The organism is Streptomyces sp. NPDC052682 (assembly GCF_040678435.1).
Lineage (GTDB): Bacteria > Actinomycetota > Actinomycetes > Streptomycetales > Streptomycetaceae > Streptomyces.
The window spans coordinates 143,023-158,952 of record NZ_JBFATS010000007.1 but is presented as its reverse complement, the minus strand read 5'-3'; the positions used below and the strand labels follow the sequence as shown (position 1 = coordinate 158,952).

Below are 15,930 nucleotides of genomic sequence, written 5' to 3'. Positions count from 1 at the left end.
AGGGTGCGATGGCGCCGCTGTGAAGGTCCGCGGTACGTGTGGTGTGCCGGGCCGCCGGGCGGGGGAGGTCGCGATCATGACAGAAGCACAGACGGCCACCCCACCGGCGCACCGGCCCGTACGCCAGCTCCTCGCCGCCTCCGTCGGCAACGCCGTGGAGTGGTACGACTGGTACGCCTACACGTTCCTGGCCACCTACCTCGCCGCCGAGGTGTTCCCCACGAGCGCGGACAACTCCCTGGTGCCGCTGCTGTCGACGTTCGCGGTGTTCGCGGTGGGTTTCTTCATGCGCCCGGTGGGCGGGCTGCTGATGGGCGCGGTCGCCGACCGGCACGGCCGGCGGGCCGCGCTCACGGTCACCATCCTGCTGATGGGCGGCAGCAGCCTGCTGGTCGGCCTGACCCCGACGTACGCGGCGGCCGGCGTCCTGGCCCCGGTGATCCTGGTCGCCGCACGGCTGCTGCAAGGACTGTCCGTGGGCGGCGAGTTCGCGGCCTCGACGACGTTCCTGGTGGAGTCGGCGGGCCCCGGCCGGCGCGGGCTGTTCTCCAGCTTCCAGTACGTCTCGACGACGATCGGCCAGCTCCTCGCCTCGGGCATCGCCACCCTGCTCGTGGACACCCTGTCCGAGCGGTCGATGAACGGCTGGGGCTGGCGCGTGCCGTTCCTGCTCGGCGCGCTGCTCAGCCTGGTCGGCTTCTGGATCCGGCGCGGTGCCGAGGAGACCCGCGGCCCGGAGCAGTTCCGCGGCCCGCGCCCGGGCCTGTTCGAGGCCCTGCGCCGCCACCCGCGCGAGTCCCTCCTCATCGCCGGCATCACGGCGGGCGGCACCCTCGCCTACTACACCTGGACGTCGTACCTGCCGACGTACGCCGAACTCGACGCGGGCGTCGACAAGTCCGACGCGCTGCTGGCCGGCACCGTCTCACTCGCCTTCTTCGCCCTGCTCCAGCCGCTCGGCGGACTGCTGTCCGACCGCTACGGCCGTCGTCCCCTCCTGCTCTTCTTCGGCCTGGGCTTCGCGCTGCTGTGCGTGCCGCTGCTGCACGCGCTGCGGGACTCCTTCACGGTGCTGCTGCTGGTGCAGTGCGCGGGCATGGTGCTGCTGACCGGGTTCACCTCGGTCAGCGCGGCCGTCAACGCCGAGGTCTTCCCGCCCCGGGTGCGCGCGGCCGGCATCGGGTTCCCCTACTCGCTGACGGTGGCGCTGTTCGGCGGGACGGCCCCGTACGTGGGCACCCTGTTCAAGGAGCTCGGGCACAGCGGGCTGTTCCCGTGGTACGTCGCGGCGCTGTGCCTGCTGTCGTCGGTGGTGTACCTGCGCCTGCCGGAGACGGCGCACGGGGAGTTGCGGCGCTGACCGCCGCTGCTGGAAGCCTGGTCAACTCCCGCCAGGGCCGTCCGAGGGCGTGCGCTCAGCCACACCGTTCCTCGCGCGCACCGCGCGCCGTGTGGACCGGCGGGGGATGAGCGCCGGTCGCACGAGCCGACGCCGGTCCGCGCCGCTGCGGCCGTTGATGACAGCGATCAGCAGGTCGACCGCTTCGGCGCCCACCCGGTCCGGGCGGAGACTGACGGTGGTGACGGGCGGGGCGGTCGTCGCGTAGTCCGGATCCTCGCTGACGCACGCCACCAGCAGGTCCCGCGGCACCCGAAGGCCGCGGCGGCGCGCCGCGGCGAGGATGTGGTGACCGGAGTCGGAGTAGACGCCGACCACGGCGTCCGGTCTCGGCTCGCGGTCGAGCAGCCGGGCTACCGCGTCCTGTTCGGCCGTGAAGTAGTCGGGCAGTGCGGCGTACTCCTCCACGAGTGCGGGCACGCGGTGTTCGTCGCACCAGGACCGGTAGGCGTGTGCGATCAGGTGCGGGTACGTGTCGTCGTGGAGGGGGAGGGAGAGCCCGACGCGGCGGGCGCCGGACTGTTCGAGGTGGTCGAGCAGGAGGCGCAGGCCTGTTTCGTGGTCGGCATCCACCCACGCGTCGCACCGGCGCGGTTGCGGCGGCCTGCCTTCGCTGATCATCGGGATGCCGCGCTGCCGGAGCAGGGCACGCACCGGGTCCTCGGCGCGCGGTCCGACGTGGATGACGCCGTCCATCGGCGTGGTGAGCCACGTCCGAGGCGACATCGAACCGGGCATCACCAGCAGCAGATGGCCGCGCTCGTGGGCGGCCGCCATGGCGCCCAGTGTCAACTGTGCGTAGTACGGGATCTCCATGTACGGGACGGGCAGGTCGCCGTACGTCGTCATGGTCAGGCCGAGCACTCCGGTGCCGCCTTTGGACAGGGCGCGGGCCGTGCCGGCAGGGGCGTAACCGACTGCGCGTGCCGCGGCGAGCACCCGCTGTCTGGTCGCCTCGGAGAGTCGTCCGGTGCCGTTGAGCGCGTTCGACACCGTGGCGGTGGACACGCCTGCCCGTGCGGCCACGGCGTCGAGCGTGGGACGCCGCCAGGCAGGTGAGCTCTTGGTGGGCATCCCGAACTTCCGCATGAGTGCTTACGGTTGGAGAACGTGACCACTCAGCGTACCGGGCGACGGCGGCCGGGACAGGCGGCCGGGTGGACCGGTGATCACCGGCGTCCCGCCGCCGACGAGCAGGGTGACGATGGCGGCCGCCCGCCGGTCACCGGGGAAGGAGCGCCCGGAAACCGGTGAGCAGGGCTCGCAGACCGGTGTCGAACGCGAGCTCGGCCCGGCGCCGGTCGGTCGGGGTGTCGTCGAGTACGGCGCTGAGGTGGGGGGCGGTTCCCCGTGGCACATCGGAGACCATCACCGGCGGCGCGACCAGATCGAGGGCCGAGCCGAGGACGAAGCTCTCCACGGCGGTGATCAGCGGCATGACCTGACGGGTGGTGAAGCCGGCGGCCAGCAGGAGTGCGGCGACCTTCTCGTACATCGCGTGCATGAAGGGCTCGGCCAGCGGGGCCGTCGCGAGCAGCGGCACCGCCCCGGGGTGGGATGCGAAGGCTGCGAGGTAGGAACGGGCCCATGCCTCCAGGGCCTGCTCCCAGGGCTGTGACGCGTCCCAGTCGTCGGAGCCTGCCTCCAGGGCCAGCTCCTCCCGCATGAGCGAGATGATCTCGTCACGGCCGGACACGTGGTGGTAGAGAGCGGAGGGGGCGACGCCGAGCTTCCGGGCCAGGGCGGGAATGGTGAGGGCACCCTGCTCGTCGGCGATGCTCAGGGCTGCCGCGCCGATGCGCCGGCGGTCCAGCAGAGGGGTGCGCGGCCTGGGCACGTGGGCTCCTTATGGTTCGTGGCTCACTGCCGGGCGGGGCACGGCCGCCCGCGGTGCGTCACCCGAACTTTACCGAACGTCTTTCAGTGAAAGGTCTTCCCCGCCGCCCGGGTCCGCTCTACATTACCGAAACCGAATCGGTTTCAGTTCGGTTGCCGTACGCAGGGAAGGGTGCCGCTGCCATGCAGGCCGACATCGTGTTCACCGGAGGGACCGTCAGGACCGGGGCCGCCGAACGCCCGGTGACCGACGCCCTCGCCGTCACCTGCGGCAGGATCAGCGCCCTCGGCGCTGAGGCACGCGCCGCCCGCGGCCCGCGTACCGCCGTGGTCGACCTGCGCGGAGGCGCCCTGCTGCCCGCGTTCGGCGACGGGCACGTGCACCCGGTGATGGGCGGCCTGGGCCTGCTCGGAGCGCCCGTGCGCGCGTGCACCTCCGTGGCGGACGTCGTCGAGGCCGTACGGCACTGGGCCGACGAGCACCCCGAGGCCGAGTGGATCACCGGCGACGGCTTCGACGCCTGGCTCGCCGAGGACGGCCGGTTCGACGCCCGCTGGCTGGACGCGGCCGTCCCCGACCGGCCCGTGGTGCTGCGCACGATGGACCACCACACGGCGTGGGTGAACACCGAAGCCCTGCGCCGGGCCGGGTTCACCGCCGCCACGCCCGACCCGGAGGGCGGACAGATCGTGCGCCGGGAAGGCTCCAGCGAACCGCTGGGCACGCTGCGCGAGTTCGGCGCCGTACTGCCCGTCCTCGACCTCGTCCCCCAGCCGTCCCACGAGGCTCAGGTGGCGGCGCTGCGCGAGACCGCCGCCCGGTTCGCCGCCGCCGGGGTGACCTGGCTGCAGGACGCCTGGGTGGAACCGCACCACGCGGACGTCTGGATCACCGCGGCGACCAGTGGCCCAGGGCTGCCGGTCCGTGCCGACCTCGGTTTCTTCCTGGGGCCGGAGCACTGGCGTGACCAGCTCCCCCGGCTCGCCGCCGAGCGTGAACGCGTGGAGGGCACCGCCCGGGGGCTGCTCACCGCGCACACCGTGAAGTTCTTCGCCGACGGGGTCATCGAGTCCGGCACGGCCGCCCTCCTGGAACCGTACGCCGACTGCCCGCACTCCCACGGCATCGCCCACTGGACTCCGGCGGAACTGGCCCGGGCCGTCACCGCGGTCGACGCCCTGGGTTTCCAGCCGCACATCCACGCGCTGGGCGACGGCGGCGTCCGAGTCGCCCTCGACGCGATCGAGGACGCGGCCCGCACCAACGGACCCCGCGACCGCCGCCCGGTCATCGCCCACGCCCAGTTGATCGACCCCAGCGACCTGCCCCGCTTCGCCGAGCTCGGGGTGATCGCCAATCTCCAGCCGCTGTGGGCCCAGCCCGACCGGCTGATGACCGACCTCGTCCTGCCGAAGATCGGCCCGGAGCGCGGCGCGCGGCAGTACCAGATCGCCGCGCTGCTGGCTTCCGGCGCCCGCGTGTCGTTCGGCAGCGACTGGCCGGTCACCGACCACGAACCGTTGCGGGGCATCGCCACCGCCGTGACGCGCCAGACGCCCGCGGGATTCCCCGAGGGCGGCTGGCTCCCCCAGGAGCGGATCGACACCGCGACCGCCCTGGCCGCCTACTCCGCCGGCTGCGCCTACCAGGCCTTCCAGGAGCAGGAGTGGGGCGTCCTGCGCCCCGGGATGCGCGCCGACCTGGTGCATCTCGCCGCCGACCCGGTGGGGACGGCACCCCACGACCTCGCACACCTGCCCGTTGTGGGCACCTGGCTCGCCGGCCGGCGCACCCACGGCTCCGGCACCCCCGCTCCCCTGCCGGCCGGACGGCCCTAGCCTCTCGGCGTCGTCACGGCCGGGCCCGCGTACCAGGAACAGGCACCCTTCCCCGTCGACCTCCAGCATCACGCGGAGACCTCCATGACCGAGCCCCACACCTCAACCGCTCCCCACCAGCCCCCGGCCGCCACCGGGGCGGACCCGGCGGGCCGTCTGCAACGCGCCACGCTCGGCGTCGCGGACATCGTCTTCTTCGTCGTCGCGGCCGCCGCCCCGCTCACCGTCATGGCGGGCATCGCCCCGCTCGCGATCCTCTTCGGCGGCATCGGCGCCCCTGTCGCCTACCTGACGGTCGGCGTCGTGCTGTGCCTGTTCGCGGTCGGTTTCACCGCCATGACGCCTTACATCCGCAACGCGGGCGCCTTCTACTCGTACGTCTCCCGGGGCCTTGGCCGCCCTGCCGGGCTGGGGGCCGCGCTGCTCGCGGTGTTCTCGTACAACGCCCTGCAGATCGGCACCTACGGTGCCTTCGGCTTCTTCGCCGCCGGCACCGCGAACGCGCTGCTGGGCGTCGACCTGCCGTGGCCGGTCTACGCCTTCGCCGCGATCGCCGTGGTGTGGTTCCTCGGCTTCCGGTCCATCCGCCTCGGTGCCAAAGTCCTCGCCGCGCTGCTGATCGCGGAGACCGCCGTCCTGGTGCTGCTCGCCGGCGCGATCCTGGTCAAGGGCGGCGCCCACGGTCTGAGCCTGGCCTCCTTCACCCCCTCGCACGTCTTCACCTCGCAGATGAGCGCGCCACTCGGCCTCGCCATCGCCGCCTTCATCGGCTTCGAAGCCACCGCCCTGTACCGCGAAGAGGCCCGCGACCCCGACCGCACCATCCCCCGCGCCACCTACCTGGCCGTCGCCTTCCTCGGCCTCTTCTACACGTTCGTCGTCTGGATCATCGTCCAGGCCTTCGGCGACGACAAGGCGGTCGGGACCGCGGCACAGAACCCCGCGGAGATGTTCTTCACCGCCATGACCAGATACGTGGGCGGCTGGGCCACCGACCTCCAGCGCGTCCTGATCGTCAGCAGCCTCCTGGCCTCCCTGCTCGCCTTCCACAACGCCATCACCCGCTACGGCTACGCGCTGTCCGTCGAGGGCGCCGCCCCGGCCCCCCTGAGCCGTATCCACCCCCGGCACGGCTCGCCGTGGGTCTCCGGCATCGCGCAGACCGTGCTGGCGGTGGTCGTCACCGCCGTCTTCGCCGCGATCGGCGCACACCCGTACAACCAGTTCCTGCTGTGGGTGAACACCCCGGGCGTGGTGGGCATCCTGGTTCTCCAGACGCTCGCGGCCTGCGCCGTGGCCGTCTTCTTCCGCCGCGGTCCCGGCGCCCACGCGGCGGGACGCCTGCGCACCACCGCCGCACCGGCGGCCGCCGCGCTGCTGCTGGCGGTGATCACGGGGCTGGTCTGCACGCGCCTCAATCTCTTCACCGGTGCCGGCCCCGCCGTCAACTGGACGCTGATCGCGCTCACTCCGGCGGTCTTCGCCGCCGGAGCGGTACTCGCCCTGCGGATCAGGCACAACCGGCCCGAGGTCTACGCCAGGCTCGCCACCACCGACGCCGACTCCGTGTGACCAGGCCCGGTGCCCCGCCGGGGGACGGAAGTCACCGCGGCGGGGCGGCCGGGGCCGTTCCCCGAGCACGGGGTCGTCCCCGGGCGAGCGGGGCGTGCCTCGCGGCTGTGTGCAGGCCGCCTCGTGACCGGCCGGACCGCGGCCCGGCTGACCGAGCCGGACACCGTCACGCCCCGGCGACCTCGATGAACTCCCGCACCGCGCCGCTCGGATCCCCCGAGCGGACCAGTGCCTCCCCGACCAGGACCACGTCGGCTCCCCAAGCGCGGTACTCCGCCACGTCCTTCGGGCCCGTCACACCCGATTCCGCGACCTTGACCGCACCCTCCGGGACGGCCGTCACGAGGTCGGCGAACACCCTGCGGTCCACCTCCAGCGTGGTCAGGTCGCGTGCGTTGATGCCGATGAGCTCGGCTCCCGCGGCAGCGGCCCGCCGCACTTCCTCGGCCGTGTGGGCCTCCACGAGCGGCGTGAGACCCAACTCCGTGCACAGTCCCATCAGGTCGGCGAGCCGGCCGTCGTCCAGCGACACGACCATGAGCAGCGCGAGATCGGCACCGTACGCGCGGGCCTCCCACACCTGGTAGGGGTCGACGATGAAGTCCTTGCGCAGGACGGGCACGTCGACCCGGGCACGTACGGCCGCCAGATCGGCGAGCGAGCCGCCGAAACGCCGGCTCTCGGTCAGCACGCTGATCGCGGCGGCACCGCCGGCCGCGTACTGGGCCGCGAGCGACGCGGGGTCGGGGATGTCCGCCAGCGCGCCCTTGCTGGGGCTTGCGCGCTTGACCTCGGCGATGACGGACACCCCGGGCTCACGGAACGCGGGCAGCGGGTCGAGGGCGGGTGCCGCGTCCGCTGCCCGGGAGCGCAGCTCCGCCAACGGCGTGGCACGCTTGCGCTCGTCCAGATCTTCGCGGACTCCCGCGAGGATCCCGTCAAGAACGCTCATGGTCCTCTCCTTGTCGAATGAAGGCGGCGGGGACACCGCCGCCGGCCGGGCTCAGGCCAGGCCGAACCGCTCGGCGTGTACCTGCCGGTGGGGCACGTTCAGCCTGCGCAGGGCGGTGAGCACGGCCGAGGTCATCGCGGGAGGGCCGCAGACGTACACGTCGCGTTCGGTGAGGTCGGGAACCAGGGCGCGTATCCGGTCCGGCTCGAAGGGCCGGTTCCCCTCCGCCGTGCGGCCGGTGAGCAGGTGCAGCCGCCCACCGCGCTCCGCGACCAGCTCGCGTACCTCGTCGACCAGCACGGCATCCCTCTCGCTCCGCACCCGGTAGAGCACGACGAGGTCGCCGGCCGGTTCCTCCTCCAGCAGGGCGCGGACCGGCGTGATCCCCACCCCGCCGGCGATCAGCAGTGCGCCGGGCCGCGTGCGGTGCAACGCGGTGAAGGCTCCGTACGGCCCCTCGACGAACGCGCGGGTCCCGACCGGGATGTGCCGCAGGCCGGCGCTGGTGCTGCCCACCGCCTTGGCGGTCAGGCGCAACGTGCGGCCGTCGGGTGCCGCCGACAGCGAGAACGGATTCGCCTGCCACCAGTGGTGGTGCCCGGGGAACCGCCAGATGCAGAACTGGCCGGCCCGGGCCGGCAGCCTGTCGAGGTGGCGGCCGGTGACGTGCACCGACACGACGTCGTCCGACTCCGGCACCACCGCCGCGACCTCGAACCGGTGATAGGCGTTGCGCCACACGGGCAGGACGATCCGGCCCGTGACCAGGGCACCGAACGCGAACAGCCACAGGGCCCACCAGTAGATCTTCGCGGGTGCGGAGGAGCTGAAGGTCGTGGTCTCCTGCAACTGGTGGACGAACGCCAGCCCCAACGCCAGGTACAGCAGCAGGTGCAGGCCGTGCCACGTCTCGTACCGCAGCCGCTGCCTCACGTACCGGGCGGAGATCGCGGCGACCACGACGACGATCGCCGCGGCCAGCATCCCGAGCAGGGACGCCGGCACTCCGGCCAGCGCGAAGAACGTTGTCGTCATCGACGCGTCATCGAGCCTCGCGTAGCCCAGCACCACCAGCACGGCGTGGGTGAGGAGGGTCCACAGCAGGGTGAAGCCGACCCACCGGTGCCACACCGTCAGCCGGTCCATGCCGATACGGCGGTCGAGCCACGGCAGCCGGGCCACCAGCAGCAACTGCAGCAGCATCAGCACGGCCGTGTGCAGACCGAAGAACTTGGCGACCGTGAGCACCCCGTTCTTGCCGGTCCCGGCGGTGAGGAACAGGATCTCGACGATCACCAGGTTGACGATGACAAACGTCCACAGCGCGCACCGCGCAGCAACGACCGGTGGGATGGTGCGTTGCCGCACCCGTGACATCGTCGCCTCCACCACTTCCCCTTCTTCCCCTCTTGTCCACAACTCGGACCGCGGACACCACGCCGTACGAGGCGGTCTGCGGGGTCGCCCGGTCGCCGTCGCTGGGTACGCTGAATGATTAAGGCCTTAACCACAAGCCTTCACAGGGGTGTTGAGGTCCACGTGCGCGCCACGGCCGGTCGTCGAAGTCACCGCCGGCGGCGCCATTCCTCCGCGAGCAGTTCGTACGAGCGGACCCGGTCGGCGTGGTCGTGAGTGATCGTCGTGATGAGCAACTCGTCCGCACCGGTGGCTTCCTGCAGTTGTTCCAGCTGGTCGGCCACTCGGGTCGGTGAGCCGACGAACTGCGTGTCGACGCGGTCCTGTACGAGGGCCCGGTCCGCGTCGCTCCATGCGTGGGCGCGCGCTTCGTCCGGCGTCGGGAACGCGATGGCGCCTTCGGCGGTGCGGATGCTGCGGACCCACAGGCCGTAGCCGGTGGCGAGTTCCCGGGCGGTCGCGTCGTCCTCGGCGACGACGACGTCGGCGGAGACACTGACGTACGGCTTGTCGAGGAACTCGGAGGGTTGGAAGAAGGAGCGGTAGCCCTCCACCGCCTCCAGCACCGTGGCCGGGCTGACGTGGTAGTTCGCGGCGAAGCGCAGGCCCCGGGCGCCCGCGACCTCGGCGCTCTGGCCGCCGCTGCTGCCCAGGATCCACACCTGTACGCCGGCGCCCTCCCCCGGCACGACGTGCACCTCGATGCCCTCCGGTGAGCGGTAGGTGCCGGCCAGCAGCGCGAGGATGTCGTCGATCTGCTCGGTGTAGTCCTGCGACTGGGCACCCGGGAGCAGGAGCAGCTTGCGCTGCAGGGCCACGCGAGGTGAGCCGAGCAGGTGCTCGAAGGAGAAGCGGGGCGGAATGAGCAGGCCGTTCGGGGCACGGCCGTCGACGACCGGGGTGGCCGTCGGCACGGTCGTCCTCTCCCCCGGCGGACGGCCGCCCGAGCGCCCCAGGCCAAGGTCGAGGCGGCCGGGGTGCAGGGCGTCGATCAGGCCGAACTCCTCGACCGTGGACAGCGCGGTGCGGTGTCCGAGCTGTACCGCACCTGAGCCGAGCCGGATCGTGGAGGTCGCGGCGGCGGTCAGGGCGAGGACGACCGCGGGGGACGTGCCCGCCACGCCCGGGTTGAGGTGGTGCTCGGCGAACCAGTAGCGGGCGTAGCCGAGCCGTTCGGCGTGCTGGGCGAGGTCGATGGAGTTGCGCAGGGCGTCCGCGGCCGTCGATCCGGACGAGATCGGGACGAGGTCGAGGACGCCGAGGGGGATGTCAGACACGGGCGGACTCCTGGGTGAGGGGCGGCGCCGGAAACACGGGTCCCCATGCGAACGGCGGGTCCGGGCGGTGCACGATCAGGGGGACGGCGAGGAACTTCACGACGCCACCCGCTCCACGCGTGGGTCGTCGGGATGTGCGAGGCCGAGGTGGTCGCGCAGGGTCGTGCCGTCGTAGTCGGTGCGGAAGACGCCCTGTTCCTGGAGCAGCGGGACCACCTGGTCGGCGAACTCGTCCAGGCCGCCCGGGGTGATGTGGGGGACGAGGATGAAGCCGTCGGCGGCGTCGGACTGCACGAAGTCGTTGATGGTCCTGGCGACGGTGGCCGGGGAGCCGACGAAGTTCTGCCGGTTGCCGGTGTTGATGACCAGGTCGCGGATGGACCAGTTGTTCGCCGCGGCGAGTGCGCGCCACTCGCGGGCGGTGGCCAGCCGATCGCGGTACATGCGGACCTGGGCCCGGCCCTTGGCGATGTGGTCGTCGCCGACGTCCGGGTCGATGTCGGGCAGCGGCCCTTCCGGGTCGTACGCCGACAGGTCCCGGTTCCACACGAACTCCAGGTGCTTGAGGGCGGTGGCCCCGCTGACCTGCTGCCGGCGCACCTCGCGGGCCAGTTCCTCGGCCTCGGCGTCGGTGTCGGCCAGGACGAAGGTGGCGGCGGGCAGGATCAGCAGCTGGCCGGGGTGGCGGCCGTACTTGGCGAGGCGCTTCTTGACGTCCGTGTAGAAGGCCTGCCCGGCCTCGAGGGTGGCGTGCCGGCTGAAGATGGCGTCGGCGTCGGCGGCGGCGAACTCGCGGCCCTCCTCGGAGTCGCCGGCCTGGAAGATGACCGGGCGGCCCTGCGGGGAGCGGGGGACGTTGAACTGCCCGTGGATGTCGAAGTGCTGTCCGGTGTGGACGAAGGCGCCTGCCTTGGCGTCCCGGAGGAACACACCTGTCGCCTGGTCGGCGAGGATCTCGTCACCGCGCCAGGAGTCGAAGAGTTCGTTCGCCGTGGCGAGGAACTCCTTGGCGCGGGAGTAGCGCTCCTCCTGGGGCAGGAAGCCGCCGCGGCGGAAGTTCTCGCCGGTGAAGGCGTCCCAGGAGGTGACGACGTTCCACGCGGAGCGGCCGCCGGAGAGATGGTCGAGGCTGGCGAACTGGCGGGCCACCTCGTACGGCTCGTTGAAGGTGGAGTTGATGGTGCCGGTCAGGCCGAGGTGCTCGGTGACGGCGGCCAGTGCGGCGAGCACGGTGAAGGTGTCGGGGCGGCCGACGACGTCCAGGTCGTAGATCTTCCCGCCCTGTTCCCGGAGCCTGAGGCCCTCGGCGAGGAACAGGAAGTCGAACTTGGCGCGTTCGGCGGTGCGCGCGAAGTGCGCGAAGGAGCTGAACTCGATGTGGCTGCCGGCCCGCGGGTCGCTCCACACGGTGGTGTTGTTGACGCCGGGGAAGTGGGCGGCCAGGTGGATCTGCTTCAGCGGCTTGCTCATGGGTCGGTGCGGTCCCTTCCGGCTCAGGCTGCGGCGTAGCGGTTGGCGGGGCGGGGCAGACCCAGCAGGCCACGCAGGGTGCCGGCCTCGTAGGCGGTGCGGAAGGCGCCCCGGCGCTGGAGTTCGGGGACCAGGCGGCGGGTGACGGCCGGGAGGTCGTGGCCGGCGACGGCGGGCCGCAGCCGGAAGCCGCTCAAACCCGCTTCGGCCCACTCCTGCAGCAGATCGGCAAGTTGACCGGGCGTGCCGGTGAAGATGCGTGCGTCGCTGGTGTACGGCTGTCCCGCGAGGGTGTCGAGCCGTGCGCGGCGGTCCTCCGCGGCGGTCTGGTCGTCGTCCAGGAAGACCACCAGGTCGCCGAAGACATGCAGGGGTTCACCGGCCCGTCCGGCCGTCTCCTGCTCGGCGCGTATCTGGGCGACGATCGAGCGGGCCTCGTCGGCGTCGTGCGGGGTGACGTAGCCGAGGTCGGCGGCGCGGGCCACGAGCCGGTACGGGACGGTGTCGTGGGCGAGGGCGGTGACGAGCGGCTGGCCCTGCGGCGGGCGGGGTGTGATGGCGGGCCCCTTGACGCTGAAGAACCTGCCCTCGAAGTCGATGTAGTGCAGCTTGTCCCGGTCGATGAATCGGCCCGTGGCGGCGTCCCGGATCTCGGCGTCGTCCTCCCAGCTGTCCCAGAGCCGGCGCACCACCTCCACGTAGTCGGCGGCCTCGTCGAAGAGGTCGGCGACCACCTCCCGGGTGTCCGGGTGGTCGTAGGCCTGGATGCGCGGGATGGTGCGCCGGCCGAAGTGCGCGGCCTCGTTGGGGCGGGCGGTGATCTGCACGCGCAGGCCGGCGCGGCCGGTGCTGACGTAGTCGAGGGTGGCGATCGCCTTGGAGATGTGGAACGGCTCCGTGTGGGTGGCGACCACCGTCGGCACCAGTCCTATGTGCCGGGTCAGGGGGGCGACGCGGGAGGCGATGAGGACGGCGTCGAGGCGTCCGCGGACCTGGTCGGTGCGCTCGTCGGGGTCCAGGAAGTGGGACGACTGCGGGCCGAGGCCGTCCTCGAGGGTGACGAAGTCGAGCAGGCCGCGCTCGGCCTCCGCGACCAGGGCGGCCCAGTATCCGGCGGTGAACAGCTCACGGGGGCGGGCCACCGGCTCACGCCAGGAGGCGGGATGCCAGCCGGTGCCGTCCAGGGCGACGGCGAGGTGCAGTTCGGGAGGGGGTGTCGAGGACACGAGTGGGTGCCTTTCTGGAACCCCGCGAGCGCGCAGGCCACGCGGGCCTGCGCGCCCCGGGTCGGCTACTTGTTGGTCCTGGGCAGGCCGGGCGGGTTGATCTGCGACTTGGTCACCGCCTCGTCGGACAGGCCCCAGCGCTTCAGCACTTTCGCGTACGTGCCCTTCTCGATGACGTGGTCGAGGGCGTCGGCGAGCGGCTTGACCAGGCCGCTGTCCTTCTTGGTGGTGGCGGCGATGAGGCCCTGGAGAGTGGCGCCGGCGCCGGAGTAGGTGCCGACGACCTCGGTCTTGCCGGTGGTGGCGGCGTGGTAGGCGGCGGTCGGGTTGGGGCCGAGGTAGAGGTCGATGCGGCCGGACTGGAGGGCGAGGTAGGTGTCGCTGTCGTTCTGGTAGTACTTGATGTGCACCGGCTTGCGGCCGGCCTTCTCGTTCTCCTTGCTCCACTCGATGAGCAGCTTCTCCTGGTTGGTGCCGCTGCCCACCGCGACCGTCCTGCCCGCCACGTCCGCGGGTCCGGTGACCTTCAGACCGCTGCCCTTCTTCGCCTCGAAGCCCAGGTTGTCCTCGCGGTAGGTGGCGAAGTCGTACTTCTCCTTGCGTTCCTCGGTGACCGTGATGTTGCTGAAGCCGACGTCGTACTTGGCACTGTCGAGGCCGACGAAGATGTTCTCCCAGGAGACCGTGTTGATGTGCGGCTTCAGCCCGAGTACGTCGGCGACCAGGTGGGCGAGGTCGGGCTCGACGCCGATGACGGTCTTGTTGTCGGTGGCGAAGAAGGTCAGCGGCGCCGCGGAGCCGGACGAGTCGACGATCTCCAGGGTGCCTCTCTTGCGGATCCTCTCCGGGACCTCGGCGGCTATGGAGTCGACCTTGCCGGTGGTCACGCGGTTCTGGTCGGGACTGGTGTTGATTTTCGTCTTGCCGTCCGACGTGGCCGCGACCTCGGTCGTGCCGCCGTCGTCGGGGTTGCTGCACGCGGCGAGGACGAGGGCGGTGGCGAGTCCGAGCGCGGCTGCGGCGGTGCGGCGGGTGGTCGAGGTGGACATGGCCGGGCTCCTTGCGTACGGAAGGGCTTGTGGAAGGGGATGAGGGTCGGTCAGAGGACCTTGGAGAGGAAGGCGCGGGTGCGCTCGTGTCGCGGGGCGTCCAGGACGGCCGCGGGCGGGCCCTGCTCCACGACGACACCGCCGTCCATGAACACCACGGTGTCGGCGACCTCGCGGGCGAAGCCGATCTCGTGGGTCACGACGATCATGGTGGTTCCGGTACGGGCCAGGTCCTTGATGACGTCGAGGACTTCGCCGACCAGTTCCGGGTCGAGCGCCGAGGTGGGCTCGTCGAAGAGCAGCACCTTGGGTTCGAGGGCGAGTGCGCGGGCGATGGCCACGCGCTGCTGCTGGCCGCCGGAGAGCTGCCGGGGGTAGGCGCCGGCCTTGTCGGCGAGGCCGACCCTGTCGAGGAGCCGGCGGGCCGTCTCCTCCGCTGCCCTGCGCGGGCGGCGCAGAGCGGAGACGGGCGCCTCGATCAGGTTCTCCAGCACGGTCAGATGGGGGAAGAGGTTGAAGTTCTGGAAGACGAACCCGATGTGGGTGCGCTGCTTCAGGACGTCCCTCTCCTTCAGTTCGTGCAGCTTGCTTCCGGAGCGGCGGTAGCCGATGAGTTCGCCGTCGATGCTGATCCAGCCGCGGTCGACCTTCTCCAGGTGGTTGATGGTGCGCAGCAGCGTGGACTTGCCGGAGCCGGACGGGCCGAGGATCACGGTGACCTCGCCGGCGCGGACCTGCAGGTCGACGCCGCGCAGCACCTCCAGGGGGCCGAAGCTCTTGTGGACGCCGTGGACGTCCACCATCACGTCGCCCGCCGTCGGCGTCGCGTCCTCGACGGCCACCGTCACGCCACTCATCGGCTGTCTCCCAAGGGCTTCAGGGGTACGACGGGCTGGTTGCGCTGGGCGGCGGCCGCGCGCAGGGTGCGCACGAAGCGCCGGGCGCGCTGCAGCGGGGTGGGCGGCGGGGTGCGGTCGGCTCCCCGGGCGTAGCGGCGCTCCACGTAGTACTGCGCGACCGACAGCAGGGAGGTCAGCACCACGTACCAGGCGGTGGCGACCAGCAGCAGCGGGATCACCCGGCCGTTGCGGCCGTAGATCACCTGCACCTGGTAGAAGAGTTCGCCGATGGACATCACGTAGACCACCGAGGTGCCCTTGAGCAGGCCGATGATCTCGTTGCCGGCCGTGGGCAGGATGGCGCGCATGGCCTGCGGCAGCACGATCCGGCGGATCTGCCGCAGCCGGGGAAGGCCCAGCGCGGCGGCCGCCTCCAGCTGCCCGTGGTCGACGGCGATGACACCGCCGCGCACGATCTCGGCGGCATAGGCGGCCTGGTGCAGCGTCAGCCCGATGACGGCGGCGCCCATGGTGCCGATGATGCTGTTGGAGTCGACGGACCAGAACACCGGGCCGAAGGGGATGCCGAAGCCCAACTCCTCGTACAGCGCGCTCAGGTTGAACCAGAACACCAGCTGGACGATCATCGGGATGGACCGGAAGATCCAGATGTAGGTCCAGGCGACGGTCTGCAGCACCGGGCTGCGCGACAGCCGCATGAAGGCCAGGACGGTGCCCAGGAGGAAGCCCAGCACGGTGGCGTACGCGGTGAGCTGGAGGGTCACGGAGACCGCCTGCACGATCGTCTCGGACAGCACGTAGTCGCGGAAGACGCCCCACTCCCACACGGGGTTGGTGGCCAGGCCGTGCACGAACTGGGCGACCAGCACGATCACGGCGACGGCCGCCACCCAGCGGGCGTGATGGCGGGCGGGTACGACCTTGAGGGCGGCCGGGTCGTCCGGGGCGGGCAGGGCTCTGGGGCCGGTGCCCGGGATGGCCGCGCCGGGCGGCGCGGTGGTGTCGGTGGTGGATGCCATCGTGGTGTTCCTGCT

General features: G+C 71.8%; 13 protein-coding genes. 3 read left to right on the top strand and 10 right to left on the bottom strand.

Going from position 1 to position 15,930, the window contains the following annotated elements:
• Positions 1 to 76: 76 nt before the first annotated feature.
• Positions 77 to 1,360 (top strand): MFS transporter, encoded by a 1,284-nt coding sequence (locus AB0K80_RS13065; protein ID WP_365668820.1) that lies wholly within the window; start codon positions 77 to 79, stop codon positions 1,358 to 1,360.
• A gap of 21 nt (positions 1,361 to 1,381) precedes the next feature.
• Here AB0K80_RS13065 and AB0K80_RS13060 read toward each other — a convergent pair whose 3' ends face one another.
• Together AB0K80_RS13060 and AB0K80_RS13055 are read right to left on the bottom strand one after the other, a co-directional pair.
• Positions 1,382 to 2,425 carry a LacI family DNA-binding transcriptional regulator gene (locus AB0K80_RS13060; protein WP_365668818.1) on the bottom strand — a complete coding sequence of 348 codons (1,044 nt, stop codon included), beginning with the start codon at positions 2,423 to 2,425 and terminating at the stop codon, positions 1,382 to 1,384.
• Positions 2,426 to 2,621: 196 nt separating this feature from the next.
• On the bottom strand, positions 2,622 to 3,236 hold the full coding sequence (locus tag AB0K80_RS13055; RefSeq protein ID WP_365668816.1) for a TetR/AcrR family transcriptional regulator C-terminal domain-containing protein: 615 nt from the start codon (positions 3,234 to 3,236) through the stop codon (positions 2,622 to 2,624).
• A gap of 182 nt (positions 3,237 to 3,418) precedes the next feature.
• Here AB0K80_RS13055 and AB0K80_RS13050 point away from each other — a divergent pair, with 182 nt between their 5' ends.
• Together AB0K80_RS13050 and AB0K80_RS13045 are read left to right on the top strand one after the other, a co-directional pair.
• On the top strand, positions 3,419 to 5,074 hold the full coding sequence (locus AB0K80_RS13050; protein ID WP_365668814.1) for an amidohydrolase: 1,656 nt from the start codon (positions 3,419 to 3,421) through the stop codon (positions 5,072 to 5,074).
• A gap of 84 nt (positions 5,075 to 5,158) precedes the next feature.
• Complete coding sequence (locus AB0K80_RS13045) at positions 5,159 to 6,646, top strand: APC family permease (RefSeq protein ID WP_365668813.1); 1,488 nt, start codon at positions 5,159 to 5,161, stop codon at positions 6,644 to 6,646.
• Between the two features lie 166 nt (positions 6,647 to 6,812).
• Here AB0K80_RS13045 and trpC read toward each other — a convergent pair whose 3' ends face one another.
• The 8 genes from trpC to AB0K80_RS13005 form a co-directional block, all read right to left on the bottom strand.
• The gene (gene trpC / locus AB0K80_RS13040; protein WP_365668811.1) at positions 6,813 to 7,598 is read right to left on the bottom strand and encodes an indole-3-glycerol phosphate synthase TrpC; all 786 of its coding nucleotides are present in this window, start codon (positions 7,596 to 7,598) and stop codon (positions 6,813 to 6,815) included.
• A gap of 51 nt (positions 7,599 to 7,649) precedes the next feature.
• Complete coding sequence (locus tag AB0K80_RS13035) at positions 7,650 to 8,975, bottom strand: ferredoxin reductase family protein (RefSeq protein ID WP_365669160.1); 1,326 nt, start codon at positions 8,973 to 8,975, stop codon at positions 7,650 to 7,652.
• Positions 8,976 to 9,163: 188 nt separating this feature from the next.
• Positions 9,164 to 10,291 (bottom strand): LLM class flavin-dependent oxidoreductase, encoded by a 1,128-nt coding sequence (locus AB0K80_RS13030; protein ID WP_365668809.1) that lies wholly within the window; start codon positions 10,289 to 10,291, stop codon positions 9,164 to 9,166.
• Positions 10,292 to 10,387: 96 nt separating this feature from the next.
• Positions 10,388 to 11,761, bottom strand: a complete 1,374-nt coding sequence (locus AB0K80_RS13025) for an NtaA/DmoA family FMN-dependent monooxygenase (protein WP_365668806.1) — start codon at positions 11,759 to 11,761, stop codon at positions 10,388 to 10,390.
• 23 nt (positions 11,762 to 11,784) lie between these two features.
• On the bottom strand, positions 11,785 to 12,987 hold the full coding sequence (locus tag AB0K80_RS13020; protein WP_365668804.1) for an LLM class flavin-dependent oxidoreductase: 1,203 nt from the start codon (positions 12,985 to 12,987) through the stop codon (positions 11,785 to 11,787).
• A gap of 65 nt (positions 12,988 to 13,052) precedes the next feature.
• Positions 13,053 to 14,036, bottom strand: coding sequence for an ABC transporter substrate-binding protein (locus AB0K80_RS13015; RefSeq protein WP_365668802.1), 984 nt, complete (start codon positions 14,034 to 14,036; stop codon positions 13,053 to 13,055).
• 50 nt (positions 14,037 to 14,086) lie between these two features.
• Entirely contained in the window at positions 14,087 to 14,893 is an 807-nt protein-coding gene (locus tag AB0K80_RS13010) for an amino acid ABC transporter ATP-binding protein (RefSeq protein ID WP_365668800.1), read from the bottom strand.
• A complete protein-coding gene (locus AB0K80_RS13005; RefSeq protein ID WP_365668799.1) occupies positions 14,890 to 15,915 on the bottom strand; it encodes an amino acid ABC transporter permease in 1,026 nt (341 codons plus the stop codon). The genes AB0K80_RS13010 and AB0K80_RS13005 overlap by 4 nt, the downstream gene beginning before the upstream one ends.
• Between the last annotated feature and the right edge of the window lie 15 nt (positions 15,916 to 15,930).